The sequence below is a fragment of the Candidatus Pantoea communis genome (assembly GCF_011752685.1).
GTDB lineage: Bacteria > Pseudomonadota > Gammaproteobacteria > Enterobacterales > Enterobacteriaceae > Pantoea > Pantoea communis.
On sequence record NZ_VWXC01000008.1, the window covers coordinates 53,237 to 79,756 of the forward strand.

The window sequence follows — 26,520 nt, forward strand, 5'->3', positions numbered from 1 at the left end:
AGATGATGTTAGAAGAAATGGGAAAAGCGGCGCGTGCAGCGTCGTACAAGCTGGCAGAACTCTCCACTGAACAAAAAAATCAGGTGCTGCTGACGATTGCCGATCGCCTGGAAGCGGAAAGTGCCGACATTCTGGCGGCTAACGAGCAGGATCTGGCTGATGCGCGGCAGAATGGCATGAGCGCGGCATTGCTGGATCGCCTGACGCTCAATCCACAGCGTCTGAAAGGTATCGCTGACGATGTGCGTCAGGTGTGCCGTTTGGCCGATCCGGTCGGACAGTTGATCGATGGCGGCGTACTGGACAGCGGTTTACGTATTGAACGTCGCCGCGTGCCATTGGGCGTGATTGGGGTGATCTATGAAGCGCGTCCTAACGTCACCGTGGATGTGGCTTCTCTGTGCCTGAAAACCGGCAATGCGGCGATTTTGCGCGGCGGTAAAGAGACCTATCGCACTAATGCGGCTACCGTTCGCGTAATCCAAAACGCGCTGAGCGAGCATGGCCTGCCAAAAGGTGCGGTGCAGGCGATTGAAAACCCGGATCGCGAGTTGGTTAACCAACTGCTGAAACTTGATCGCTACGTCGATATGTTGATTCCACGCGGCGGTGCAGGGCTGCACAAGCTGTGTCGTGAAAATTCGACGATTCCGGTGATCACCGGCGGTATCGGTGTGTGTCATCTCTATCTTGATGAAACCATGGAAATCGAACCCGCGCTGGAGGTGATTGTTAATGCGAAAAAACAGCGTCCAAGCGCCTGCAATTCACTGGAAACCTTGCTGATTCACCGCGATCAGGCTGAACGCTTTATTCCTGCATTTTTGCAGCGCATGGCGCAGGAAAACATCCCGCTGCACGGCGATGAAAATGTCCTGTCGCTGCTGCAAAACGGCCCGGCCAGCGTGGTGGCGGTGAAAACCGAACAGTATGACGATGAGTGGTTATCCAACGACCTTAACGTCAAGCTGGTGGCAGATCTCGACGATGCGGTTGCGCACATTCGCGAACACGGTACGCAGCATTCGGATGGCATCCTGACGCGCAGCATTGGCAACGCCAACCGCTTTGTGAATCAGGTCGATTCCTCCGCCGTTTATGTCAATGCCAGTACGCGTTTCACCGATGGCGGGCAGTTCGGTCTGGGCGCGGAAGTCGCGGTCAGTACGCAGAAGCTGCATGCGCGTGGCCCGATGGGGCTGGAAGCGCTGACGACCTACAAGTGGATTGGCTGGGGCGACGATACGCTGCGCGGCTAATTTTCACTTCTGCAACACAATGGGCACCGTAAGGGTGCCCATTTTTTTTGCTTCCGATCCAATTATTTCCAGAGCTTTTTGATTTATTTCTGTCATCTATGGCGCCGACGCGCTTTTTCGCGCATTTTTTGTTTTAGGTGCTGGTATCAGCGTCACAGAACAATCCTGAAAACCCCTGTCAGAACAAGCTGTAGGGCATTCATTGCTGGTTTCCACCCCGTCGAAGAGGATAATGATCATCCAGCTTCATTGATAAAAGCTGTTGGGTAGTAAACTGACGGTAATATAAAATGAACTGGTAGCAAAAAAGAAAATAACATTCAGTCTTTAACTGATGGCAGATTATTAACTGATGGTTAAAAAAGAGAGTAACAGACAAGCTTTTACTGCCAGGCTGATTGCCGCGTGTGATAGCGCGGGAATTGTCGGACATGGACGAAACAAACAGGTTGCACAGGCGCTGCAGAAAAGGGGATGCAGGATCTCAACACCGGGGGTCTGGAAATGGTTTAACGCTCAATCGATTCCGGATGACAGTAATCTACTGGCGCTCAGCCAGTTGCTGGACGTGCGCGTAGAGTGGCTGCAGTTTGGCATGGAGCAACCCGATGCCACGGTGAGCCAGCATGCACTTATTGACCCGCAACATCGGTTCCGCGTCGAGAGTCTGGATATTGGGCAGCGAAGCGCCCAGGGCATTGCTGCGCGTGATGAACTGGTCGAAACCATTCAGGCTATCGAGTATGGGCTGGATGAGGCACGCGTGCTGTTCAGCGGCCGTCCGGCAGAGAGCATCCGCCTCATCGCGCTAAACAATGATTCGATGGCCGGCACCTTTGCGCCACGTGATCAGCTGTTCGTGGACATCAGCGTGCATCGCTTTGACGGAGACGGGATTTACCTGTTTACGCTGGATGATCAACTTTATCTCAAACGTCTGCAGCTGCAACACAGAAAGGTCGCGGTCATCTCCGACAACAAGCGCTATGAGACCTGGTACTTAACGCTGGATGAGGCGGCCTCATTGCAGGTCGTGGCGCGCGTCATCATGAGCCAGGCGCGTGATTACCAGATTTTAGGTTGATCACAAAACGCGCTGAGCAGGTAAAAAAATATTCCGGCTGAAATCATAAATTTAACCGATGGTAAATAAAAAATTAACTGTTGGTGTTTGCCAATGCATTAGAACCTGTTAATAATTTGACCATGGAAGGACGACATCACTGCTCCCGGATGAGCCCGCTCTTAAACAATTGAGGCGCTGCACAAGCGCGATACCCACCACCCAAAGTCAGTGAATTTTGGGATGGGGTGGATGCGCATTATGCAGCGTCGTCAGCTCTCTTCTGACTTCACTCTCCTCTGCTTATCCCTGGCCGCGAACGCAGCCGGGCGGGTCGATGTCGAGTGTTTGCAGTGGAATCACGGATGCCTCGGCTTCAGCCGACACGCCGCGCCTGCCACCCCATCGCCAAAGACTCATTCACAGGAGGAGTTATGGCGATTATCCAGTATGGCAAGTCAGTCTTCACCGGGAACGCGCGCACCCGCCGTCACCGACGCCGCCAGTCACTTAGCCGCCTGAAGCGCAGTATCGACTGCGCTTTAGGCCTTGAGCCCGATACCCCAAATTTGCGTACTGCAGAACGAATTTGCCAGCGCCAGACGCAATCGCGAGTCGATTGTGCGGTAATGGCCCCCACACCACGTCAGGCCGAAAGCGCCAGCTTCGACAACTGCTGTCTGCCCCACGTCCATTTGTACGCCGTGCGCTAAATCCTTGTCATATTTCCCAGCTTTAAGCGGAACGTTTCGTTATTGCTCACTGTTTAGCCTCGCTTGAGCGTAGCGCGGATTACGCGTGGTCTCAGAAGGGCGGATAGATCAGTGAGATTTATGTTTTGGAGTCTTTGCGCAGTCATTTTTGCATCGTTGCGCCCGTCAAAGAGGAATCGCTATGAGCCAGATTATTGCCATTTTGAATTTTGAAGAGGGCTACCGCGAGGCGCCCTACCTTGATACGCAAGGGTTTCCTACCGTGGCCGGCGGTATCCGCATCGGGCCTAAAGGAGCCTCACTCAGCAACTACATCTTCCAGGTACCGCGACGAGTCGGGGATGTGTGGAAGCAGTGCATTGTGGAGAACAAAGTGCTGGAGATGAACCAGCGTGCTCTGGTGCAGCAAGCGCTAAGCAAGTGCAGTGAGGCGCGCTGTGATGTGCTGATCAGCATGGCATATCAATTGGGCGTTGATGGGTTATCCCTGTTTCGCGGCATGCTGAGCGCCATCACCCAGGGGGACTTTAATGGCGCCGCCAATGCCATGCTCGACAGCTTGTGGGCACGGCAAACGCCCGGGCGCGCACGGCGTCACGCTGAGGTCATGCGCAGCGGCAGCTACGACATTTATCGGGGGCTGTTATGAACATGAGATGGATGGTGTTTGTCATCGCGGTGCTGGCAGCAGTGATTGTGCTGTTGTTGCTCCAGCGTTTTACCACGCTGGAGTTTGTGAAGCATGCGCGACTGTTGTTCAAAACCTGGTCAGTATGGCTGGCTTCATTGGGCTCGATGCTCAGCGCCTGGGCGCAATCCTTCCCCTCATCCGCGCTGGATGCCTGGAATGCATTGCCTCAGGACATCAAAGACATTCTTCCCCACAACTACCTCGGGTTGATTGGCGCCTTCATGGTGGCGATGGGGGTTCTGGCGCAGTTTGTCCGACAGAAAAACCTGATTGAACAGCGCAAGACGCTGGAGGAGAAACCATGACGCTTATTACTTCACTACTTGGCGGCAGCTGGCACTGGCTGGCTGCGCTGGCGGGCATTGTTGCGGCACTGGTGGCCAGCTACTTCGGTGGCAGAAAGATTGGCAAGGTGCAGCAACAAGCCAAATCAGAGGTGGACTTCGCGAACAAAGCGGCCGTGCAGGCTGTCTCGGTTAACCAGCAGCAACAACAGTTGCGCGAGGAGGCTAAACGTGTGGAAGCCAGCAATCTTAATCTTGATGACGCTGCTGCTCGCGACAAGCTGCAGCACTCGAAATACAACCAGCCCTGAATCTCCCGTCGTTATCGACTCTGCTTGCACGCTTTTCTCCCCGATTTACACCCACGGCAATGATGCCGAGCGTATGGATGTTCGCACCGTGCGCGCCATCAATAACCACAACGATCTCTGGGAACAGCACTGCGGCCGATTGGCGCAGTAACGCCGTTCCCACACTTGCATTGCAAACCTGAAAAGGCCGAGGAGGCTATGATGATCGAAGTTAATTCATTCGCAGAACTGCGCACCACCACGCCGACTAAAAATGGCGATCTGGCGTTTTTGCGCCGCTACAACGCGGACTCCACCTTCCATGGAGGCGGTGACTTCACCGGTTTTATTGGCACCACTACTGCGACAGATGATGGCGGTACCTTAGCCATCGGTAATGGCTTTTACTGGAAACGCGTGATTAACGATCCTTCTGACGTGAACGTCTATCACTTTGGTGCCAAAGGAGACGGTTATGCCAATGACACGGACGCGGTTAATCGCATGCTAACCTGGACGCAGAATTACAGCGGTAATATTAAGGACCTGCCGATTCGTTTTCCCGGCGGGAAGTTTCTGATCAGTCCAATTGATATCAGCGGCACCGATAACGCCTTCTTCGGTCTGCAGGGTGATGATGTTGAGCTGGGTTCGCTGCCGCGTACCACGATTATCTCGGATAAGAGTGCCAACCCGGTATTCAAGGTGAAGGCGCGCCGCACCTCAATTCGCGGCATTGCCTGGAATGGTCAGGCCTCGGCCGATATCACCACCAACAAAGGTACCATCACTGCCGATATGTGCAGCAATGTTCAGCCGTTCTTCGAAAATACCTGTATCGAAGGCACCACGGTAAACATCTATTGTTTCCGCGCACAGAATAACGGTGGCACGGTGATTAAAGTGCTGGATACGCTGGACACCAAATTTGACCAGATTTATACCCTCTACACCTATGCGCGCGTCTTCGATGTGGGCTGGTCAAATTCACCGAATGGGGTATGGGATCACTCTACCGCGATTGAGATTTGTAACTGTAACTTCCAGACGGGTTATGGTGACGCCACGTTGTATATGCCGCGCTGTACACAGGGGATTTTGCGCAATGTGTGGATCGAGCACACGCGCAATCCAGGAGACTTGTCGGATGGTGGCTGGACCATTGACACGCTCAATATTGAGGATTGCGGCAATCCTTTCAATCTCAATAATGCGCGCGTGGTGATGCGTCAAATCAACCTGCAATCTGGCGCGAAAGTGTCGAACGATCTGGTGGCCGGCAGATGGCTCTCCACCTTCGAATATGGTTATCGCCGCGACGAGAGTTACGGTAGTTTCCTGACTGGATCGCTACGTGCCGGCTATTATAGCGGCTACAAGATCACCAATAACACGTCAACTGACAACTGGTATCGCCTGGGGCAGCTGTTCTTCCCGAATGCGAACCAGCAGTGGGTGATGGAGTTTATTGGTAAAGCCGATGCCACCCAGCCCACCGGCACCGCCGGCACCCCGGTTAACGTGGCAAGTAGCGGCAAAACCTGGATCAATTTGCAACGGCTGGAAACGGTGTGGGCGGATGCCTTTCATATGGGGCAGCCCGCCATCCTGGATATGCGTTACGGCCGTGTCGGTACCACTTATGCCGTGGTGTGGGTGAAGCTGAAAGCGAACAGTGGTGACACCATGCTGAACCTGAAAACCACCGGCCCAACGCGTTTCGATTCAGGCTCATGCTCGCTGTTCCAGTCTGATCTGTCGGTTGTTACCGATACCACCAACATGGGCACACTGAAGCCAGCCGCACGCTTTGGCATGCACAATGGGCTGGCGGGGATTGGTGCTAATGAGAAGGGCGTGCTGACAGTTGCCACTGCCGCCGGAACGCCAACCAATGCGACTACGCCGACGGGCTTTGTATTGGTCAATATCAACGGTATTGACCGTAAACTGCCCTACTACGACTGAGACCCATCTATCTGGCGAGGCTGCGGCCTCGCTTTTTTTTTGACCAAAATACACGTTGAGCGTCTCAGGTGCGTTGTCTCTTTAATTCTGGTTCCTGGCACGCCAGCCGCATAGGATGGCGATTTTCTCAGATAGAATGTGTTAATTCTCTTTTTATTTACGTTAATGCGTACAAAAAAACGTTAATCTGGAGATGGTGTAGTTTTCAGTACGGCACCAGGCAATAAAACGGTTCAATATATCAGGTCCGTTCTTATCTCCAGATTCATTACAGTTTAATTTGCCCGGATAATTAGCAGGTTAACTTACAGAACAAGGTGTTAGCGAAAAATGGTCTTGTAAGTTCATTTCGATCTTATTATTCCTAACAGTATTTGACTGCCGCCTTAATCATTTTTCTGAAAACCGATTCATCCGCGCTAATCTTTCCCCTTCTGCGATATCCCATTTCCAGCTAAGTAAATTCCGTATTGGCCTCCAGGCCATTGACCTCATCGCGTTGTCTGGTGAGAATGCGATTAAAAGTTTGAATCAGATCGCAAAATTAGGGCCCTGAGCCCATTGCAACACGGCTGCGAGAGCCATGTTGAATTAACGCCACTTGCCATTATCGAACGGCGAAAGACGCATCGAGATAATAAAAAGGCAGGGCATACAGCAAAATCGTTAATGTCGTAACGTTCGTTGAGAAGGCCGTCTTTAGATGTACCTTTTCAATCCCGGTCGGCATTTCTTGTGGTGCAAAAAAATTCAGTAGGCTGCACCCGCTTTAATCATATTGAATGGCATGTTGATAATTGGCGTTTCTTATTGATGTCACGGTGATTGCACTAAGCGTCATCTTGTCTTCGAAATAAGACTTAATGTAACTGCATGATATTTAACTGAACTCGTCTGAGTGCAGTGCGGTTTCTTTGCGCCAAAAATAGCCCGTAACAGGTAGTCAGTACACTGGTAGCTGTAAGCCAGGGGCGGTAGCCTGCGCTTTTAGTTAAATGAATGAATAATAAAATTGCACGATTTGATTAGCGATAATCTTATTTAACCCACCGTTTTATGAGAGTTAAAAGGCCGGCGATTTCTGCCTGAGGAAACTCCTAAATAAATCAAATTTAATGTTAAGCCGGACGAAAGGGACGTGAAGTTTGGCTTAGTCATGATTCTCACTGAGGTTGATCTGTGAAAGATAAATTAAAAAATTCGATGTGGATGATTGCTGAAAAACTCATCGCAGTGTTTGGACTGATTTTTGTGACGTCCTATGTCGCGAAATATGTTGGACCGACCACCTTCGGCATTATCTCACTCTCCATGCTGGTGTTTCAGTTTATTCAGTCGATCGCCGTGATGGGCAGCGATGTGATTTTGCTGAAGCGTATTTCGCAAAATCGTCATTCAGGTATTCGCCTGATGATGGCGACTTTTCTGCTGGTGATGCTGATTTACTGCGGTTTAGCGCTCAGCGGCATGGTGATCATGGGAGAGGCGTGGAGCCGTGAAGCGCTGGTATTTATCTGCGCAGCGGCGATTGCCTGTCTGTTCTCGTCGATTGATCTGGTCAATATCTACAACGAGGCCATGCTCAACGCTCGACTCAATGTGATCGCCAACGTGATCGGCCTCGCCATCAGTCTGTCAGTGCGCTTCATTATTTCGTATCTGCAACTGGACCCTCAGTTTCTGGCGATCCCCATTGTGCTGGCTACGTTGCTGCCGTTCAGCATCAAGCTGGCGATTTTCTGGCGCTATCATCGCCAGGGGCCGATTCCGGCGCTGCGCCACATCAAAAAGTATTCGCGCTACATGGTGGCTTCTGGCATTTCGCTGGTGTTCTCGGTGATCGCTATCGCGATTTATACCCGCGTCAACCAACTCAGCGTTTCGTATTTCCTCGGTGTAAAAGAGGCGGGGATATTTGCTGTTGCCATGACGCTGGCAACCTCATGGGTGTTTTTACCTAATGCCTTGTTGGCCTCGTTTTTTCCGGCGTTCTTTGCCGAGCGTGATGATGAGCAGTCAATTATCAAAGCGCAAAAACTGCATCTGCTGGTCGTGGGGGTGTCCGCCATTGTGATCATGGCGATATGGCAACTCGCAGGTTGGTTTATCCGTGACTTTTACGGCGAGGCGTATCTTGATGCCATCGCGCCGACGCTGCTGCTCAGTGTGGGCGCGATGTGTGGTGTGCTCAGCAGCCTCATGGACCGTTTTATTATTAAGTACAACGGTTATCGCTTTTTAGTGAAAAAGACCTTTGCGGTATTAATTATCTGCCTGGCATCGTCCATTTTATTGGTGCCGCTTTTGGGTTTAACCGGCGCTGCCCTCAGCGTGGTATTAACCGAATTCCTCTCTTTCTCGCTGCTTAATTATTTCTTCACTGCGCAACCGGTGATGCGTATTCATCAGATTTTTTTCAACCCCAGGAAACTATGGCAGTTATTTGTCAATTACAAAACCTCAGACAGTAAAGAGAGTTTATCATGAATGAAAAACCACTTTTCAGTATTATTATTCCCGTCTATAACTCACAAAAAACCATCAAGCGGACATTGCTGAGTGTGCTTAATCAGACGTTCAGCGATTATGAAATTGTGGTGGTTAATGATGGTAGCACTGATTCAACCCTAAACGTACTGGAGGAGTTTTCACGTTATTCTCAGGTCACGGTAATAAACCAAAGGAACGCCGGTGTCAGTGCGGCTCGCAATAGCGGATTGCAACAGGCCAGTGGGGAATATGTTCTCTTCCTCGATGCAGATGATTGGGTGGATGATGATTTTCTGATGATCTTCAAACAGAATCTGGATGCATGGCCAACGGAGTCGGTAGATTTGATGGTAGGCAACCTCAACGACGGCCGTGTGGGCAAGGTCTCTCAGGCTGGCTTCTTCAGCAACGAGGATATTCCTTATGTGCTCGGTGAGCTGGAGATGAGCGACAACATTGGTTATTTGCATAATAAGTGTTATCGCCGTCAGATACTGAGTGAGCTGAATCTACGCTTTATTGAGGGGATCTCAATGAGTGAGGATCTGTTATTTAACCTCAAATTCTTCAGCTGTATTAGCAATTTTCTGGTCACTCAGGGAACAGCTTACCACTATGAAGATGTTGCTGGTTCATTATCCAAGCAAAAGGTGCATTACAGCGAGCTTAAAGTCAGGAAACAGTTTCTGACCACGCTGTATGATTCTATCGTTGAAAAATACCAGGGAAGTAATCTCGATTACCTGCTAAAAGGCATTTCAAAACGCGTACTGGCGTTAGATATGCAAATTGTCACGGCGATGTATCATTCGTCGTTTTCACCTGCGGATATCGCGCAGGAAATAAATGAAATAAAGCGGGGGAAATACTCGAAAGGGATTTTCATTCTGCTGAATAAAAATGAAAAATTGAAGTACATGATTATGAATTTGAATACTATCACAGCGTACTATTTCCTTTATGCACTCTACAGAATGCGCGCATTCTGATTTGAAATTCCCCCGGGATTATTCTCTGTCATTGTCTGCTGCGGATATTCCTCAGAATACCGAGTGGAACATTGGCTTCGCCAGAGAGCAGTTGCCGGGGGAGTTTCACCTTTCTCTACTGCAGTGCCTGTGGCAACGGTTCGCCGTTGCCACATTTTCCCCGTCCGCATAGCCCACTTTCAACGCCTCCCACTCGCGCATCACTCTCCTGTCAGCATCCCGTTCAGCCTGCAAATCGAACCCGACAAATCCTTGCACTCCTTCATGCTCTCAGGTCAAATAGCGCCCATGCAAACGTTTGCGTGCGTGAATCATGCATATCTGTCGGTTTAATAACCGATTTGCGCATTTATGATGGCTTTGTGATGCATGTCTTGCGTTCAGGCAACCTTAAGTCGTCAAAAACGCGTAGCATGTGCCCCGTCGCACCAATGGCATGTTTAGCCGCCGTGATTTCGGCTGCATTGTTTAAAAAGCTTTAAATTCTGGAGAGACAGATGGACAACTCACAAACCGTTGCGCAGGGCACGGTTGAGGCCCGTTCAACAGGCTGGCGTAAGAGTGATACCGTGTGGATGCTGGGCCTCTACGGTACAGCGATAGGCGCAGGCGTTTTGTTCCTGCCTATCAATGCAGGTGCAGGTGGTCTAATCCCCCTGATTATTATGACCATCCTCGCGTTCCCGATGACCTACTATGCACACCGAGCTCTGACGCGCTTTGTGCTGTCGGGTAAAAACCCCGGTGAAGATATTACTGAAGTGGTGGAAGAGCATTTCGGTGTGGGCGCAGGCAAGATCATCACCTTGCTCTATTTCTTCGCTATTTTCCCGATCCTGCTGATGTACAGCGTGGCGATCACCAACACCGTCGACAGCTTTATCGTGCATCAACTCGGGATGGTCTCGCCGCCGCGTGTGGTGCTGTCATTGGTACTGATCATCGGTATGATGACGGTGGTACGCTTTGGCGAGCAGATGATCGTCAAGGCAATGAGCGTGCTGGTGTTCCCGTTTGTCGCGGTGCTGATGCTACTGGCCGCCTATCTGGTGCCACACTGGCACGGCGCTGCACTGGAAACGCTGTCGTTCAGCCAAAGCGCTGGCGATAGCAGCATCTGGATGACACTGTGGCTGGCAATTCCGGTGATGGTGTTCTCCTTTAACCACTCGCCGATTATCTCGTCGTTCGCGGTGGCGAAGCGCAACGAGTATGGCGCAGCAGCGGAAAAGAAATGCTCACGCATTCTCGCTAGCGCACACTTGATGATGGTGGTGACGGTGATGTTCTTTGTGTTCAGCTGCGTGCTGAGCCTGTCACCGGCGGATTTGCAGGCGGCGAAAGAGCAGAACATCACCATTCTCTCCTATCTGGCAAACCACTTTAATGTGCCGATGATTGCCTGGATGGGACCGATTGTGGCGATGGTGGCGATCACCAAATCGTTCCTCGGCCACTATCTGGGTGCGCGTGAAGGCTTCAATGGAATGGTGGTGAAATCGCTGCGCAGCCGGGGAAAAAACGTGTCGCCTCAGCGTCTGAACCGCGTCACAACCGGCTTTATGCTGCTGACGACCTGGCTGGTTGCCACCTGGAACCCGAGTATTCTCGGCATGATTGAAACCCTCGGCGGGCCGATCATTGCGATGATTCTGTTCCTGATGCCGATGTACGCGATTCAGAAAGTCCCGGCGATGCGTCAGTACAGTGGCAAAATCAGCAATGTGTTTGTGGTGATTGTTGGCCTGTTAGCGATTTCGTCGATTGCGTATTCGCTGATGCATTGATGCAAAAGGGCGGCGCGACTCCTCGCGCCGCTCTGTCTTACACTGCCGCGGTCTTGAAGACGCTCATTGACTGCGCCAGACGATCGGCCTGTTCCTGCAACGCTTGTGAAGCGGCAGAGGCTTCCTGCACCAACGCGGCATTTTGCTGAGTGACCGCTTCCATCTGAGTTATGGCCAGATTGATCTCACTGATACCACTGCTCTGCTCGCTGCTGGCAATGGTAATTTCACTCATGATATCCGCCACGCTCTTCACGCTGTTCACCACTTCACCAATGGTGGTTCCCGCGTGCGTCACCAGACGGCTGCCTTCATCCACTTTCGAGACTGAGTCTTCAATCAGGACTTTGATCTCTTTCGCGGCAGAGGCGGAGCGCTGTGCCAGATTGCGCACTTCGGTGGCGACCACTGCAAATCCACGGCCTTGTTCACCGGCGCGAGCAGCTTCAACCGCAGCGTTAAGCGAGAGAATGTTGGTCTGGAAGGCAATGGAGTCGATCACGCTGATGATATCGACAATCTTTTTAGAAGAGAGAGTGATCGCCTCCATCTTCTCGATGACCTGTTCCATCACCACGCCACCCTCTTTGGCAACGGTTGAGGTGGTGGCCACCAGCTGATTGGCTTCACGCGCGTTATCCGCATTGTGCTTCACGGTCGCGGTCATCTGCTCCATGGCGGAGGCGGTCTCTTCCAGCGAGCTGGCCTGCTGCTCGGTACGGGATGAGAGATCGATGTTGCCGCTGGAGATCTGATTTGAGGCCACGGCAATCGTGTCAGAACCGGCACGCACGTTGGACACGATGGTCAGCAGGTTATCGTTCATCGCCTGCAGCGCCTGCATCAGCACGGCGGTTTCATCTTTGCCGCTGACCTCGATGTGGGAGCTGAGATCGCCCGCCGCCACTTTCTCGGCGATGCCAACGGCTTCATTGAGCGGGCGGACAATTGAGCGCGTCAGCATAAAGCCAAGCAGCACGGAGGCGGCAATCGCAATCGCCGAGAAGATCAGTGTGATTTCGATGGCGGTAGAGCCGTCATCAATAATGCCCGTCCCCTCTTTGCGCAGTTGATCCGACTGTGAGTTGGCAAAAGCCACCGCGCTATCAAGGAAGGTATTCTGGGTGCTGGTGATTTTTTTCAGCACAAACGTGCTCGCCTCATCCAGTTTTCCTGCGCGCACTAAGTCCAGCACTTCATTCTTTTGCTGCTCAAACAGCTGGCTGGCGGCCAGCAGACCGGCGATTTTCTTTTTACCGATTTCGGTAACCTGAATGGCTTCGATCTTTTTCATGGCGCTGTTGGTGCGCTCGGTTGCCTCATCCAGCTGCTTAAAACGCTGTACGTTGTTTTCCGGGCGCAGCGTATCAATCACCATGCCGCGTAAGTATTTGATCTGATCGTTCACACCATCGCGCACGTCAAAACCCAGACGGACTTTGACATAGCGGTCTTCCACAATGGAGGTGATGCCGTTTTTAATGTTGTTGATTTTCATAATCGACGTCACACCGACAACCCCCAGAAGGGCCACAACAAGTGCGAAGGCTATCCCTAAACGGACGCCCACTTTCATATTCTTTAAGCTCAACATTGGTTCTCCCCGTAATGCTAAATAGTGTTGTTTTCAAGACGGAAAAGCAGGCGGTTAGCCCGCATCAGGCTGATGTTTTATAAGATAAAGATACTTACCGGGCGTAATTAATCTGGTGTGGCAGCGCCGGTTCAAGCGCTATCAGTTATCGGTTGTTAATGTTTTAACTTTAATTTTTTAGAGGTGCGTCACAAAACCGTTAATATGATTAATGAGTGGATCGGTTTTATCTGGAAAGGCAGGACGTAAAAAAGGCGCGAATAACGCGCCTTATAGGGAGGTAGGTGAGATTAGAAAGGATTAACGTTTCTTTTCCAGCACGCGATGGATCACGCTCGACAGTTCATTAATCTCAAATTTCGCCACATAGCCATCGGCGCCGACTTTACGCACGTGGTCTTCGTTGGCACTGCCGGAGAGCGAGGAGTGGATCACCACCGGAATCTGACGCAATGCATCATCACGTTTGATATTACGCGTCAGGGTAAAGCCATCCATCTCTGGCATTTCCAGATCGGTTAACACCAGCGCGATTTTGTCGTGTATCGACTCGCCTGCCGCTGCGGCTTCTTTCTGCATCTCGTTAATTTTGATCCAGGCTTCCAGACCGGTGTTATGCATGATGGCCGGAATGCCCATGCTTTTCAGACCCTGTTCCAGCAACTGACGCGCCACTTTGGAGTCTTCCGCGACAATCGCCACCTGGCCAGGCTTGAGGTTGAAATCTTTCGCCGTCTCAGCACTTGGCTCAACGCCACGCACCGAAGGGATGATGTCATAAAGAATCTGCTCAACGTCCAGCACCATTGCCAGATTGTTGCTCTGACCGTCGGTATCGAGGCAGGCGATACTGGTGATATTGCGGCTGCCAATGCCGGCTTCGGCAGTGTGCACCTGGTTCCAGTCGAGACGGACGATATTCTCTACCGACTCAACCGCGAAGGCTTGGGTGCTGCGCGCATATTCGGTCACCAGCAGCAGATTGAGGCCGGTTTCCGGTTTACAACCGGTCACTGCGGGCAGGTCGATGACCGGGATAAACTGACCGCGAATACTGGCCATACCGAGCAGCGGTGACTGCACACCCGCTGCACGGGTAATGGTGGGCATCGGTACGATTTCGCGCAGTTTAAACACGTTGATGCCGTATAGCTCAGATTTGCCTTTCAGCTGATCGGAACCCAGGCGGAACAGCAGCAGTTCGAATTTATTGGAAAGCGCAAGGTTAGCGCGTTCATCGATCTCTTTCTGAAAATTATCCATCATGGCCTCAAGCGGAATCTGGGCTGGGTAAAGGGGCAATGATTAACTTATCGGCAGCGCGGAAAAAAAATGAAGGGGCGGGGCAGAAAATTTAGCGCGAGAGTGAATACCCTCGCGCAAAGGGATTACTTCAGCAGGATGGCGCGGACGCTTTTGCCTTTGATCTTGCCTTCTTTCAGTTTGATCAGCGCTTTCTTCGCTTGTGCGGCATCGATCGCCACATAAGCGTGGGTTTGCGTCAGGTCGATCTTACCGATTTGATCAGCGCTGAATCCGGCTTCACCGGTGAGCGCGCCGAGGATATCGCCAGGGCGGATTTTGGCTTTGCGCCCACCATCAATGCACAGCGTCATTTTGGTGGCAGGCAGAGCTTGCGCCGCTTTCCCTTTCAGGGTAGCGGAGGAAACCCAGTTGAGTTTCTGGCTCAGATACTCTTCCAGCGCATTAGCACGCACCATTTCATCGGGCGCGACGAAGCTGACCGCCAGTCCTTTTTCGCCTGCACGACCGGTACGGCCGATGCGATGGATATGCACTTCAGGATCCCATGCCAGTTGGAAGTTCACCACCAACGCCAGCGATTTGATATCCAGCCCGCGTGCAGCCACGTCGGTGGCAATCAGCACGCGGATGCTGCCGTTGGCGAAACGGATCAGCACTCGTTCACGATCGCGCTGCTCCAGATCGCCATGCAGTGCCAGTGCACTGATTTGACGATCGTTCAATGCCGCTGCGACGTCATCACACTCACGTTTGGTATTACAGAACACCACGCAAGAAGCGGGCTGCTGCTGGCTGAGCAGGGCACTGAGCAGATTGCCACGCTCACTGACGCTGGCTTCGATAAATTGCTGATCAATAGCAGGCAGTTCCGCTTTGTCTTCCGTGGCCACGGCCAATGCATCGCGCTGGAAACGCTGGCTGAGGCTGGCGATGGTATCCGGCCAGGTGGCAGAGAACAGCAGCGTCTGGCGTGCATCCGGCGTGAAACCAATGATCGCTTCCATATCGTCTCGGAAGCCCATCTCCAGCATGCGATCGGCTTCATCTAACACCAGCGTTTGCAGTGCGGTGAGATCGAGGTTGTCGCGCTTCAGGTGATCAAGGATGCGGCCCGGCGTGCCGACCACAATATGCGGTGCGTGCACCAGCGAATCGCGCTGCGCACTCATCGGTTGACCGCCGCACAGCGTCAATATTTTGATGTTGCGGGTAAAACGTGCCAGCTGACGCAGCACATTACTCACCTGATCGGCCAGTTCACGCGTTGGACACAGAATCAACGCCTGAGTTTGGGTTCGGGTGTTGTCAATGCGCTGCAGCAAGCCAATACCAAAGGCTGCCGTTTTACCGCTGCCGGTTTTCGCCTGCGCACGCACATCGCGCCCTTCAAGAATGGCGGGCAATGAAGCCGCCTGAATAGGTGTCATGGCGTCGAAGCCCATCTCGCGCAGGTTGTCGAGTTGGCTGGCAGGGAGTTGCGTCAGGGTAGAAAAAGCGGTCACGGGAATGTCTCAAATAGCGGTCAGGATTGCGGCGGTCAGTCTCGCAGAAAGGGCTGCTATCGGCAATGCAAATCGCGCAATTGATAACATATTGAAATCAATTAGCGCGATGATCGTTTGGTTAAATATTCGCCTTTAATGGGTGTAAAATTCTAATCATTTTATTCTTCGTGACCGGTTGCTTCAAAAGATGTGAAACGTCTTTCCTGAATGAAAAGGTGTAATTAGCGTTGATAAAGGGACTATATAGCGTCTTTTTGACCTGTTTTTGTCTATGTTACGCTTATGTGTCACTTAAGATGGGTAAAATTCCGATTAAAATAACCTGCCGTTTTGCTTTATATTTGGCGCGCCATTTGGCAAACAATAATATATTCAGAGGTCCACTTTGAGTCTTTACGTCCAGGGACAAAACGAAGACATTCTGAAAATCGTCGGCCGCGCCGTGTTAACCCTGCATCTGCACGGAGAGACCTTATCTTCGGATAAAGTCAGCTCCATGATTGCCTGTTACGCGGAAGAAGAGCCTGTTAGCGACGATGAAAACCAGCGTTTATACGCGCTGGCGATTCAGATGTTATCGTAAATCCAGCAACTCGCATGGGGCGCTTGCCGCCCCTGCATTTTTCGTTCATCAAGCCTCCGTAAGGAGGCTTTTTTGATCTCAGACGCTGAACACCGGCATACCGCTGTGGAAGGTAGCTCGTACCGGCGAGATGCGGGCGACAGCCTCAGCGGAACAGCCTGCTTCAACCAGCATCATGCTGGCGTCATCCTGCACTTTCGGCCACTGGCGATCGCCCCGGTTCGACAGCGGCAAAATGCCACCGGTGGCGATATGCAGCGCACGGCTCAAACTAAACTCATCAGAGCCGCGATAGAGTTGCGCATACAGGTTGGCTTTCTCCAGCATGCTGCCGGTGCCGAAGGGTGACCAGTGATCGATCACGCTATCGGTGCCGGTCATCACCGTGATGCCCGCAGCCTGCAACTGGGGTAACGGCATAGTGAGTTTGCCGATGGGGATGGTGGACGCCACGCTCATCTGCTGCTCGGCCATGCCTGCAATCATCTGATCCAGCGCTTTACCCTCCAGCGTGCCCAGCGCAAAGCCATGGCTCAGCGTCACTCTGCCTTTGAGCGGCGGGTTCTTCGCGATGGTGTCCACCATATACTGAATGGCCGCCACGCCAGAAGGTGCGGTTTCGTGCAGATGGATATCGACGCCACGATCAAAATCGAACGCAATCTGGAACATAGCATCCAGCGAGGCCTGCATCGCGCCATCCACATTGGTGGGATCCAATCCGCCAACGTACTGCACGCCCATCTGCATCGCTTCGCGCATCAGGCCATCCACTTTGGAATGCAGTAAACCGTGCTGTGGGAAGGCGACAATTTCACAGGGAAATTCGGGGTGGTTCGCCAGCGCCCGCTTCAGATGCTCCAGGCTTTTTAGGCCACTCACCGGATCGATGTTGCAATGGCTGCGTGCTTCGGTGGTGCCTTTGCTGTGCAGCAAACCGATCAAAGCTTCGGCACGCGCCTGCGAGGTTGGGAGCAACTGCGGGATTAATACCTGCTCACGGGCGATCATATCCATGATTGTTTTGCCCTGACGCGGGCGTGGCGCTTGCCAAGGGCCGCTGTAAAATGTTTTGTCCAGGTGGATGTGCATGTCGCGGGTGCGTGGCAACAGCAGCGAGCCTTCGGCATCCCATTGCGGAATGTCGGCGTTGCGCGCTTTACCAGCGGCTTCGATGGCGGCAAATTTGCCATCTTTGACGGTGATATCGTAAAGCGCAGTACGCGTCGCGATGATGTCGTTGCCCTCACGCTCAAAGCCTTCCTCGAGGCGTACGTTGAGCAATTGGTAATGATCCACGCGCGGCGGCGGCGTAGAGATTGGCGCTGCGGCGGAAGAGTGCGAGGATGCGGCGGCGCTCATGCCGGCAGCCAGTAGGCTTCCGGCTGCGGTGAGGCGGACGCCCTGGCTAAGGAAATCGCGACGGCTGGGTGAAGTGAGGTGCATCAGAGGCTCCAGTCAACAAGGAAAACGTTAATCTGGCAAAACCCGGGCTGCGGCGCTGCGATATTTCCCACTGCTGAGCAGTGGGAAAATCACTGCCACTTTAACTGGCAAAATTCCACTAACGCCACGGCCAGCGCCTGTTGCAAATCATCCTGTGGAGAGCGGCAAAACAGCGCCAGCTCAAAGTGGCTGATCGGCGGTAAGCCTGCGGCTTCGTCCAGCACACGATGGCCGGGCAGGCGACAACTGGCAGGCAGCAGCGTTAAACCTAATCCGGCCGCGCTGGCACTGGCGAGTGCCACCAGACTGGCGCTGCTGTAGCTGATGCGCCAGCTGCGGCCCAGCGCATCCAGCGTCTGACACATCTCCTCGCGATACAGTCCCTGCTGGGGAAATACCACCAGCGGCACTGGCGTCTGCTCAAAGCAGGGGTGTTCGGCGCTGTCCAGCCACAGCAGGGGCTCCGGTCGCGCTGCCAATGGGCGTTCACCGCCGGGTTGCTTGATCAGCATGATATCCAGCTCTTCTCGCTGCCACGCACGATGCAAGTCGACATACATGCCGCTCATCACGTCGAGGCGCAGCTGCGGATGCTCGCGGCTGAACTGCGCCAGCAGTGCTGCGGTGGGGGCAGCAAAATCCTCTGGCACGCCAAGACGCAGGACGCCATCGCGCCACTTGTCGCTCAGTACATCGTGCGCTTCGCCGTTAAGCGCAATGATCCGGCGGGCATAGCCCAGTAATTTCTCTCCCTCTTCGGTCAATACCACCTGATGCGAGGTGCGTTCCAGCAGCGCTTTACCAATCATCTCTTCAAGGCGGCGCACCTGCTGGCTGACGGTGGATTGCGATAGATGCACGCGGTCGGCGGCGCGCGTAAAGCTGGCGGTTTCGCATACCGCAACAAAACTGAGTAACTGCTGCGGCGTAAACATCGGCTGACGATTCATTTTTCCACTGATCACTATGGTGTTATTTCATTTCCAAATAGTAACCATTGCTGCGACCCTGACAACCTTTCTACTGCAGGATTGTGTATGAACCGACATTCCAACGGATTGACGCTCGCCGCTTTGGTGCTGGCCGGGCTCAATATGCGTCCGTTACTGACTTCTGTTAGCCCATTGCTGGGCGAACTGCGCCAGGCCATGAGCCTCTCTTCCATTGCCGCTTCGTTGTTACCCGCCGTACCGATGGTGATGATGGGCGCGGTGGCGCTACTCAGTGCCTCCCTGATGCAACGTGTTCCGCTGCAACGTTTGTTGATCGCCGGGCTGGTCCTGCTGCTGCTGGCGCTGGCCGCACGCGGTGTGATTCAGGACGGACAATGGCTGGTGGTCAGCGCGCTTTTTGCCGGGCTGGGGGTTGGCGTGGTGCAGATGGCGATGCCAGGGTTGATCCGCCAGCGCTTTGCCCAGCGCAGCGCCCCCGTTACCGGGTTGTGGGCGGGCGCGTTGATGGGCGGCGGAGGATTGGGGGCAGCACTTTCGCCGTGGCTCAGTGCGCATTTCGGCTGGTCACTGGCGCTCACCGGTTGGGCACTGCCCGTATTGCTGGCGATTGTGCTGTGGTGGATCGTGCGTGTGCCGGTGGCGCAAAGCGCAGAGTCGGTATCTATGCCCTCGCTATGGCGAAAACCGCGCGCCTGGTCGCTGGCACTCAGTTTTGGCCTGGTCAATGGCGGTTATGCCACGTGCGTCGCCTGGCTTCCGGATGCTTATCACCACCTTGGCTGGTCAGCACAGGCGGGCGGCTCGTTACTGGGGGTGATGATCCTTTGCCAGGTGGCTGGCGCATTATTGATGCCCTTGCTGGCGCGCAAGGCGGATCGTCGTCCACAGCTGATCATCAGTCTGGTTTGCCAGCTGGTCGGTATGAGCGGTTTCCTGTTTGCCCCCCTGCTGGCGCCATGGTTGTGGGCGGCGATTGCCGGATTTGGTTTAGGGGCTGCATTTCCGCTGGCGATGGTGCTGGCGCTCGATCACCTGCCACATCCGCAGGCCGGCGCACGCCTGGTGGCGTTTATGCAGGGCGCAGGTTTCATCATCGCCGGGTGTATGCCGTTTATTGCCGGTCAGTTGCAGGTGCTGACGCACAGTTTTACCAGCGTGTGGATGATGCAGGGCGCCGTAACGGTGGGATTGATCGTGCTGAATCTTCGCTTTCATCCCCACAGTTATCGTCGGGCCTTTGGTCAGACAGAATGATGATTGGTCCTACCAAAACGATTTAAATGTTGCCACATCGTCACATAACACGAAAAATAACCCCAACCTCGTTGCTTTAGGTTAACAATGCATTAACTATCTGGAGCCAGAAAGCCCCGCATCGCATTTTGGTCCTACCAATTTCAGTGAGCAGAAGGGCAAGACCTGCGGCGCAAACCTGCATTGCCGTTGCGCTGCACTCATCTGGTAACCTCTGGAGATAACGGCATGCCGGTGTGGCAACAAAACTACGATCCTCTCAACAATCTGTGGCTCTCCAGCCTGGTGGCGGTGATCCCGATTGTGTTCTTCTTCTTCGCCCTGCTGAAGCTCAAGCTGAAAGGCTATCAGGCGGGCACCGCCACGGTGGTGATTGCACTGCTGGTGGCGCTGTTCCTGTATGGCATGCCGTTGGGCCAGGCGCTGGCTTCCGTGGTCTATGGCTTCCTGTACGGCCTGTGGCCAATCGCCTGGATCATCGTCGCGGCAGTATTTGTGTATAAAATCTCGGTGAAAACCGGACAATTCGACATCATCCGTGCTTCGATCCTCTCCATCACACCCGATCAGCGCTTGCAGATGCTGATCGTCGGATTCTCCTTCGGCGCGTTTCTCGAAGGGGCGGCGGGTTTTGGCGCACCGGTGGCAATCACCGCAGCCCTGCTGGTGGGATTGGGCTTTAATCCGCTGTACGCGGCTGGCTTATGCTTGATCGTCAACACCGCGCCAGTAGCCTTTGGTGCGATGGGGATTCCGATTATTGTCGCCGGTCAAGTCACCGGACTCGACAGCTTCCAGATTGGCCAGATGGCCGGGCGTCAATTGCCGTTCCTGACCCTCATTGTGCTGTTCTGGATCATGGCGATTATGGATGGCTGGCGCGGTATCAAGGAAACATGGCCAGCGGTGATCGTCGCGGGCGGATCGTTCGCCATTGCGCAGTTCCTCAGCTCCAACTTCCTTGGCCCGGAATTGCCGGACATCATCTCGTCACTGGCCTCTCTTATCTGCCTCACGCTGTTCCTGCGCCGCTGGAAGCCAGTACGTATTTTCCGTTTCGATGAGAAAACCGCCGTTGACCCGACGCAAACCTCTCAGCGCTATACGCTGGGCCAGATTGTGCGCGCGTGGATGCCATTCCTGTTCCTCACGGCTACCGTCACCCTGTGGAGCATTCCGCCGTTCAAGGCGCTGTTTGCTAAAGGTGGCGTGATGTATGACTGGGTGTTCAGCGTTCCGGTACCGCTGCTGCATGAGCTGGTGGCACGTATGCCGCCGGTGGTGAGTGCGGCAACGCCTTATGCGGCCATCTTCAAGTTTGATGTGCTGTCAGCCACCGGTACAGCGATTATCGTGGCGGCGGTGCTGTCCGTGATCTGGCTGCGTATGAAGCCCGCTGCGGCGATCCAGACCTTCGGTGAGACGCTGAAAGAACTGGCACTGCCCATCTACTCCATCGGTATGGTGCTGGCCTTCGCCTTTATCTCCAACTACTCCGGATTGTCTGCCACACTGGCCTTAGCGCTGGCCCACACCGGCAATGCCTTTACTTTCTTCTCGCCGTTCCTTGGCTGGCTTGGCGTGTTTCTGACAGGATCCGATACCTCTTCAAATGCGTTGTTCGCGGCGTTGCAGGCCACCACCGCGCAGCAGATTGGTGTGTCGGATGTGCTGCTGGTGGCCGCCAACACCACGGGTGGCGTGACGGGTAAGATGATTTCACCGCAGTCGATCGCCATCGCCTGCGCCGCCGTGGGGCTGGTGGGTAAAGAGTCGGATCTGTTCCGCTTTACCGTTAAACACAGTCTGCTCTTCACCTGCATGGTGGGGGTGATCACTACGCTGCAAGCTTATGTCTTAACCTGGATGATTCCATGACAGAAAACACGCCGCGATTAGCGGAAACGCTACGGGCGCGATTGCTCGCCTTGATTGAGGAACACCAGCTGGAGCCGGGTATGCGCTTACCGGCCGAGCGCCAGCTGGCCGCTGAGTTCGGTGTGTCACGCTCATCATTGCGTGAGGCGATTCAGCAGCTGATCAGTAGCGGCGTGTTAATCAGTAAACGCGGCGGCGGTACCTGGCTGTGTGAGCCGCAGGAGCCCTGGTCGGAACAGCGTATTGTTGAGCCGATTCGCCAACTGCTGGCGGACGACCCGGATTATCGCTGGGATATTCTGGAAGCGCGTCACGCCATCGAAGCCAGTACCGCCTGGCACGCCGCCTTGCGTGCCACTGAAGCGGATAAAGAGAAGCTGCGTCTTGCCTTTGATGCTCTGCTCAAGATGCACGACTGTGACGATCCCGATATCGCGGCGCAGGCCGACCTGCGCTTCCATCTCGCCATCGCTGAGGCCTCGCACAATGTGGTGCTACTGCAAACCATGCGTGGTTTCTTCGATTTGCTGCAGTCTTCGGTACTGCACAGCCGCCAGCGCATGTACACCCAGCCGGTGATTTTTAATCGCCTGAATGAACAGCACCAGGCGATGTTCGATGCGGTGATGGCAGGTGATGCCGAGGCGGCACGCCAGGCAGCGATGGATCACCTCGGCTTTGTTCATACCACCTTGAAATCACTCCATGAAGATGAAGCCCGGCAGGCGCGCATTACCCGCTTGCCAGGCGAATCCCTGGATAATCGTAAGGAAAAAAACTGATGATCATCTCTGCAGCCAGTGACTATCGCGCCGCGGCGCAACGCATTCTGCCCCCGTTCCTGTTCCACTACCTTGACGGCGGCGCGTATGCCGAACACACCCTGAAGCGCAATGTGTCCGATCTGTCGGACGTGGCGCTGCGTCAGCGGGTGCTGAAGAACATGTCCGATCTCAGTCTGGAAACCAAACTGTTCAACGAAACGCTGTCGATGCCTGTCGCGTTAGCGCCCGTGGGTTTGTGCGGCATGTACGCGCGACGCGGGGAAGTGCAGGCCGCGCGTGCAGCGGCACTGAAAGGTATTCCGTTCACGCTCTCCACGGTATCGCTGTGTCCGATTGAAGAGGTAGCGCCAGCCATTAATCGTCCGATGTGGTTCCAGCTGTATGTGCTGCGCGATCGTGGCTTCATGCGTAACGCACTGGAACGCGCGAAAGCGGCGGGCTGCTCGACGCTGGTCTTTACCGTGGATATGCCGACACCGGGCGCACGCTATCGCGATGCGCATTCGGGCATGAGCGGGCCAAACGCGGCGATGCGTCGCTACTGGCAGGCGGTAACGCATCCGCAGTGGGCGTGGGATGTGGGGCTGCATGGCCGTCCGCACGATCTCGGTAATATCTCAGCCTATCTCGGTAAACCTACGGGGCTGGAAGATTACATTGGCTGGCTGGCCAATAACTTTGATCCGTCGATCTCATGGAAAGATCTGGAGTGGATTCGTGAGTTTTGGGATGGCCCAATGGTGATCAAAGGCACTCTGGATCCCGAAGATGCGCGTGATGCGGTGCGCTTCGGCGCGGACGGTATTGTGGTGTCGAACCATGGCGGACGCCAGCTGGATGGCGTGCTGTCATCGGCGCGCGCGCTGCCCGCCATTGCAGACGCGGTGAAAGGCGATATTGCCATTCTGGCCGACAGCGGTATCCGCAACGGGTTGGATGTGGTGCGCATGATCGCGCTCGGTGCAGACACGGTGCTGCTGGGCCGCGCCTTTATCTATGCGCTGGCGACGCATGGTCAGCGTGGCGTTGAGAATTTGCTGAATTTGATCGAAAAAGAGATGAAAGTGGCGATGACGCTGACCGGGGCCAAAAGCATTGCTGAGATCACCCAGGACTCGCTGGTGCAGGCAAATGCGCTGCTGAGCGAAGCGGGATTGCATCCGGCCCGACCGCGTGCCGTGAGCTGAGGCGCGAAAAGCAAAATGGGAGGGGTTGTCTATACTGATCTCCTGTCTGACTAACAGGAGGAATGACATGACCATTCATAAGAAAGGATCGGCCCATTGGGAAGGCGACATCAAAGGCAAAGGCACCGTGAGCACCGAAAGCGGCGTGCTGAGCAACCAGCCTTACGGTTTCAATACCCGCTTTGAGGGTGAGAAGGGCACCAATCCGGAAGAGCTGATCGGAGCTGCACATGCGGCGTGCTTCTCCATGGCGTTGTCGCTGATGCTGGGTCAGGCTGGGCATCCGCCAAAAAGCATCGACACCACGGCGGATGTGTCCCTGGACAAGAAAGGTGAAGGTTTTGCCATTACCAAAATCGCACTCACCAGCACCATCGCGCTGCCAGGTATCGATAGCGCCAAATTTGATGAGATTATTCAGAAAGCCAAAGCGGGCTGCCCGGTGTCACAAGTCCTGAATGCTGAAATTAGCCTGGACTATACGCTGAATAATTAATCGCCCTTACGCTTTACCAGCGTTAGAATAACGATGCGCCTCAGGGCGCATCGTTGCTTTCTGCCGTCTGGAGGATGCGTGGGGAAAAAACTGGCTGCAACTAAACACTGGAAAATGATTGTGGTGCTGCTGTGCATCTGCGGCGCGCTGATGCTGATTCGCTGGGCGGCGATGATATGGGGTTGAAAGACTGGATCTGCCGCCATAAGCTCGGCGTGCTAGTGATGGTGATTCTGGTGCTGGAAGGGGTGCACTATCTGCTGACCGCCTCCTGGTTGCCATGGCAACTCGGTTGATTCAGGCGTACTCGCTGTCTGGATGGCGAACGTTACGCACACTGCTGCGCGCAATGCGATAGGCCTTGCGTGGGTCGCCCGCCACAAACTCAAAGGTCGGCGAGTAGTAGAATGGCAACCAGCCTTCAAAGCTGCTCTCCCACTCCCAGCGCACCGGGCAGGGCCAGAGAATGCCATCATACAAAATGTAATAAACCCAGCGTCCGTTTGGACGACGGGGGCGAGTCTTCTTCATGGGATTCACAACGGTAATAGTGTAAAGCAGCTTATATTTTGGACGCTATGCGCCGATCTTGCAATGCCGTCTGGCTTATTTTTGTACAGCTCAAATAAAACTGGCACCGAATTAACGGTGCACTTCCCCGCACAGCAGGACCACATTCGGTCGAACTTTATGGATGCGGTCGGCCATTTGCTCACAGGCCACTTTGGTCGGGTAGATACGTTCTGACACCGGTAAGGCGTCACAGGCATCATGTCCACACGCGCTCACTAACAACACAAAACCAATCAGCATGATTGGACTCCTTAAACACGTTCCTGATGATACGGAAGCAGTGGCTGTTCGTTCCTTTTTTTAATCCAGTATAGCCAAACGGCAGGAGAGTCAATGATCACCTTGAGCGGCCTTGTGGTGCGAACGGTGAGATTATAACCAGCCGGACGCACAACAGCATGACAATCTGAGCTAAACTGTGCGGCCCTGACAAAAATGATGAGTGAGTGACCAATGTTGAACGAAATTGCCCATCCGGCCAGCAGCCCAAAACAAGCCGCGCTGCAACTGGTGATTGAACTGGTGCGTGCAGGCAAACTCAGCCCAATGCAAGGCGATGCTTCAAACATGATTTCAATTTACGAGCAGTTCAAAGCCCATTTTGAGGCGGACAAACACAAAGACTCGGCCATTTCCTGATGCTTTTATTCTGAAAACAGCGCAATCTCTTGCGCTGTTTTTTTATGCATAGAACCAGGCGGGCAGAATCGCGATCAGGTTATTCAGCGTATGCAGGAAGATGGGCAGCGCGAGGCTATTGCTGCGCAGACGGGCGTAACACAGCAACAGTGAAAACAGCGTCAGGGCCACGATGGTCTCCCAGTGCACGTACTGCGTGTGCATCGCGGCGAACAGCAGCGAGGTGAGTAGCATGCAGGCGAAGCGACTTTTCGGCGCCCATAACAGAAACCCCTGCAACAGAAAACCGCGGAACAACACCTCTTCAAACACTGGCGCGAGCAGCACGGCGGTCAGCAGCAGGATCAACATCGAACTGCGACCCTGTTGGCTCTGGGCAATCAACCAGCCTTCCGGTTGCAGGAATTGCGTTTGCGCCACCATCAGTGCCACCAGCGCACCCACAAACAGCAACGCCTGGCCGGGACGGAGATATCCCAGCGGAATGTCAGTGCGGCGTTGGCAGTAAAAACGATACAGCGGGTAAATTACCGCGAATTCGAACAAGCAGAGCACCGGCACCAGTAAACCGTTATTACGCAGCGCCCCGTAGTTGGGAAACAGCGTAATCAGCATGGTCACGACGTAATACACCACAAAGCTCGCGGCATAGAACAGCGTCAGCGTCACTTTGTCGGATTGGGTGTCCATAATTAGCTCAACGGGCAGAGGAAAACGCATAGTAGCAATGGCGATCATTGCTGTCGAGATGGCCCCACACAGAATCGCACTGCTCAAAAATTCCGCCGCGAGGACTAAATCTGCGGCGGCCTGCGCCGATAACCGAA

General features: G+C 53.9%; 26 protein-coding genes. 18 read left to right on the forward strand and 8 right to left on the reverse strand.

The window, feature by feature from the left end; translation table 11 throughout:
• Positions 1 to 5: 5 nt before the first annotated feature.
• From proA to F3J37_RS12340, 10 genes are all read left to right on the forward strand, one after another.
• Positions 6 to 1,259 (forward strand): glutamate-5-semialdehyde dehydrogenase, encoded by a 1,254-nt coding sequence (gene proA / locus F3J37_RS12295; RefSeq protein ID WP_166933654.1) that lies wholly within the window; start codon positions 6 to 8, stop codon positions 1,257 to 1,259.
• Between the two features lie 352 nt (positions 1,260 to 1,611).
• Complete coding sequence (locus tag F3J37_RS12300; protein ID WP_097117545.1) at positions 1,612 to 2,343, forward strand: S24 family peptidase; 732 nt, start codon at positions 1,612 to 1,614, stop codon at positions 2,341 to 2,343.
• 413 nt (positions 2,344 to 2,756) lie between these two features.
• Positions 2,757 to 3,035 (forward strand): transcriptional antitermination N peptide, encoded by a 279-nt coding sequence (locus F3J37_RS12305; RefSeq protein ID WP_166933656.1) that lies wholly within the window; start codon positions 2,757 to 2,759, stop codon positions 3,033 to 3,035.
• Between the two features lie 181 nt (positions 3,036 to 3,216).
• Complete coding sequence (locus F3J37_RS12310; RefSeq protein WP_034825324.1) at positions 3,217 to 3,684, forward strand: glycoside hydrolase family protein; 468 nt, start codon at positions 3,217 to 3,219, stop codon at positions 3,682 to 3,684.
• Positions 3,685 to 3,686: 2 nt separating this feature from the next.
• Positions 3,687 to 4,031: a DUF7940 domain-containing protein gene (locus tag F3J37_RS12315; RefSeq protein ID WP_176505737.1), complete on the forward strand. Its 345-nt coding sequence runs from the start codon at positions 3,687 to 3,689 to the stop codon at positions 4,029 to 4,031.
• Positions 4,028 to 4,321, forward strand: a complete 294-nt coding sequence (locus F3J37_RS12320; RefSeq protein ID WP_166933658.1) for a hypothetical protein — start codon at positions 4,028 to 4,030, stop codon at positions 4,319 to 4,321. The genes F3J37_RS12315 and F3J37_RS12320 overlap by 4 nt, the downstream gene beginning before the upstream one ends.
• Positions 4,322 to 4,522: 201 nt before the next feature.
• The gene (locus F3J37_RS12325; RefSeq protein ID WP_166933660.1) at positions 4,523 to 6,268 is read left to right on the forward strand and encodes a putative phage tail protein; all 1,746 of its coding nucleotides are present in this window, start codon (positions 4,523 to 4,525) and stop codon (positions 6,266 to 6,268) included.
• A 1,179-nt stretch (positions 6,269 to 7,447) separates the two neighbouring features.
• Positions 7,448 to 8,755, forward strand: coding sequence for an oligosaccharide flippase family protein (locus tag F3J37_RS12330; RefSeq protein ID WP_166933662.1), 1,308 nt, complete (start codon positions 7,448 to 7,450; stop codon positions 8,753 to 8,755).
• A complete protein-coding gene (locus F3J37_RS12335) occupies positions 8,752 to 9,747 on the forward strand; it encodes a glycosyltransferase family 2 protein (RefSeq protein WP_034825312.1) in 996 nt (331 codons plus the stop codon). The genes F3J37_RS12330 and F3J37_RS12335 overlap by 4 nt, the downstream gene beginning before the upstream one ends.
• A gap of 497 nt (positions 9,748 to 10,244) precedes the next feature.
• Positions 10,245 to 11,534: an HAAAP family serine/threonine permease gene (locus tag F3J37_RS12340; protein WP_097117541.1), complete on the forward strand. Its 1,290-nt coding sequence runs from the start codon at positions 10,245 to 10,247 to the stop codon at positions 11,532 to 11,534.
• 37 nt (positions 11,535 to 11,571) lie between these two features.
• Here the strand turns inward: F3J37_RS12340 and F3J37_RS12345 are convergent, their stop codons facing one another.
• The 3 genes from F3J37_RS12345 to dbpA all read right to left on the reverse strand — a co-directional run bounded on the left by F3J37_RS12345 (position 11,572) and on the right by dbpA (position 15,896).
• Complete coding sequence (locus F3J37_RS12345) at positions 11,572 to 13,128, reverse strand: methyl-accepting chemotaxis protein (protein WP_166933664.1); 1,557 nt, start codon at positions 13,126 to 13,128, stop codon at positions 11,572 to 11,574.
• A gap of 300 nt (positions 13,129 to 13,428) precedes the next feature.
• Positions 13,429 to 14,391 (reverse strand): chemotaxis protein, encoded by a 963-nt coding sequence (locus F3J37_RS12350; protein ID WP_166933665.1) that lies wholly within the window; start codon positions 14,389 to 14,391, stop codon positions 13,429 to 13,431.
• 125 nt (positions 14,392 to 14,516) lie between these two features.
• The gene (gene dbpA, locus F3J37_RS12355; RefSeq protein WP_160867966.1) at positions 14,517 to 15,896 is read right to left on the reverse strand and encodes an ATP-dependent RNA helicase DbpA; all 1,380 of its coding nucleotides are present in this window, start codon (positions 15,894 to 15,896) and stop codon (positions 14,517 to 14,519) included.
• A gap of 388 nt (positions 15,897 to 16,284) precedes the next feature.
• Here dbpA and F3J37_RS12360 point away from each other — a divergent pair, with 388 nt between their 5' ends.
• On the forward strand, positions 16,285 to 16,482 hold the full coding sequence (locus tag F3J37_RS12360; protein WP_038648725.1) for a hypothetical protein: 198 nt from the start codon (positions 16,285 to 16,287) through the stop codon (positions 16,480 to 16,482).
• Between the two features lie 78 nt (positions 16,483 to 16,560).
• On the opposite strand, the gene F3J37_RS12365 is transcribed toward F3J37_RS12360, so the two are convergent.
• Positions 16,561 to 17,928 carry an amidohydrolase family protein gene (locus F3J37_RS12365; RefSeq protein WP_166933666.1) on the reverse strand — a complete coding sequence of 456 codons (1,368 nt, stop codon included), beginning with the start codon at positions 17,926 to 17,928 and terminating at the stop codon, positions 16,561 to 16,563.
• 89 nt (positions 17,929 to 18,017) lie between these two features.
• Complete coding sequence (locus F3J37_RS12370) at positions 18,018 to 18,878, reverse strand: LysR family transcriptional regulator (RefSeq protein ID WP_058961528.1); 861 nt, start codon at positions 18,876 to 18,878, stop codon at positions 18,018 to 18,020.
• Positions 18,879 to 18,965: 87 nt separating this feature from the next.
• Here F3J37_RS12370 and F3J37_RS12375 point away from each other — a divergent pair, with 87 nt between their 5' ends.
• From F3J37_RS12375 to yniD, 6 genes are all read left to right on the forward strand, one after another.
• Entirely contained in the window at positions 18,966 to 20,135 is a 1,170-nt protein-coding gene (locus F3J37_RS12375; RefSeq protein ID WP_166933668.1) for a cyanate transporter, read from the forward strand.
• 228 nt (positions 20,136 to 20,363) lie between these two features.
• On the forward strand, positions 20,364 to 22,013 hold the full coding sequence (gene lldP, locus F3J37_RS12380) for an L-lactate permease (protein ID WP_166933669.1): 1,650 nt from the start codon (positions 20,364 to 20,366) through the stop codon (positions 22,011 to 22,013).
• Positions 22,010 to 22,795, forward strand: coding sequence for a transcriptional regulator LldR (lldR, locus tag F3J37_RS12385; protein ID WP_166933671.1), 786 nt, complete (start codon positions 22,010 to 22,012; stop codon positions 22,793 to 22,795). Before lldP ends, lldR begins: the two co-directional genes overlap by 4 nt.
• Positions 22,795 to 23,985: an FMN-dependent L-lactate dehydrogenase LldD gene (lldD, locus tag F3J37_RS12390; protein WP_166933673.1), complete on the forward strand. Its 1,191-nt coding sequence runs from the start codon at positions 22,795 to 22,797 to the stop codon at positions 23,983 to 23,985. Before lldR ends, lldD begins: the two co-directional genes overlap by 1 nt.
• A 67-nt stretch (positions 23,986 to 24,052) precedes the next feature.
• Entirely contained in the window at positions 24,053 to 24,481 is a 429-nt protein-coding gene (locus F3J37_RS12395; protein ID WP_034830472.1) for an OsmC family protein, read from the forward strand.
• A 78-nt stretch (positions 24,482 to 24,559) separates the two neighbouring features.
• Positions 24,560 to 24,667: a small membrane protein YniD gene (yniD, locus tag F3J37_RS28120; RefSeq protein WP_097117533.1), complete on the forward strand. Its 108-nt coding sequence runs from the start codon at positions 24,560 to 24,562 to the stop codon at positions 24,665 to 24,667.
• Between the two features lie 111 nt (positions 24,668 to 24,778).
• Here the strand turns inward: yniD and F3J37_RS12400 are convergent, their stop codons facing one another.
• Complete coding sequence (locus F3J37_RS12400) at positions 24,779 to 25,012, reverse strand: hypothetical protein (RefSeq protein ID WP_034830475.1); 234 nt, start codon at positions 25,010 to 25,012, stop codon at positions 24,779 to 24,781.
• A 111-nt stretch (positions 25,013 to 25,123) separates the two neighbouring features.
• Positions 25,124 to 25,294 carry a hypothetical protein gene (locus tag F3J37_RS12405; protein WP_007887091.1) on the reverse strand — a complete coding sequence of 57 codons (171 nt, stop codon included), beginning with the start codon at positions 25,292 to 25,294 and terminating at the stop codon, positions 25,124 to 25,126.
• A 213-nt stretch (positions 25,295 to 25,507) separates the two neighbouring features.
• Here F3J37_RS12405 and F3J37_RS12410 point away from each other — a divergent pair, with 213 nt between their 5' ends.
• Complete coding sequence (locus F3J37_RS12410) at positions 25,508 to 25,693, forward strand: hypothetical protein (RefSeq protein WP_034830477.1); 186 nt, start codon at positions 25,508 to 25,510, stop codon at positions 25,691 to 25,693.
• A 42-nt stretch (positions 25,694 to 25,735) separates the two neighbouring features.
• Here F3J37_RS12410 and F3J37_RS12415 read toward each other — a convergent pair whose 3' ends face one another.
• The gene (locus F3J37_RS12415; protein ID WP_034830547.1) at positions 25,736 to 26,383 is read right to left on the reverse strand and encodes a CPBP family intramembrane glutamic endopeptidase; all 648 of its coding nucleotides are present in this window, start codon (positions 26,381 to 26,383) and stop codon (positions 25,736 to 25,738) included.
• Between the last annotated feature and the right edge of the window lie 137 nt (positions 26,384 to 26,520).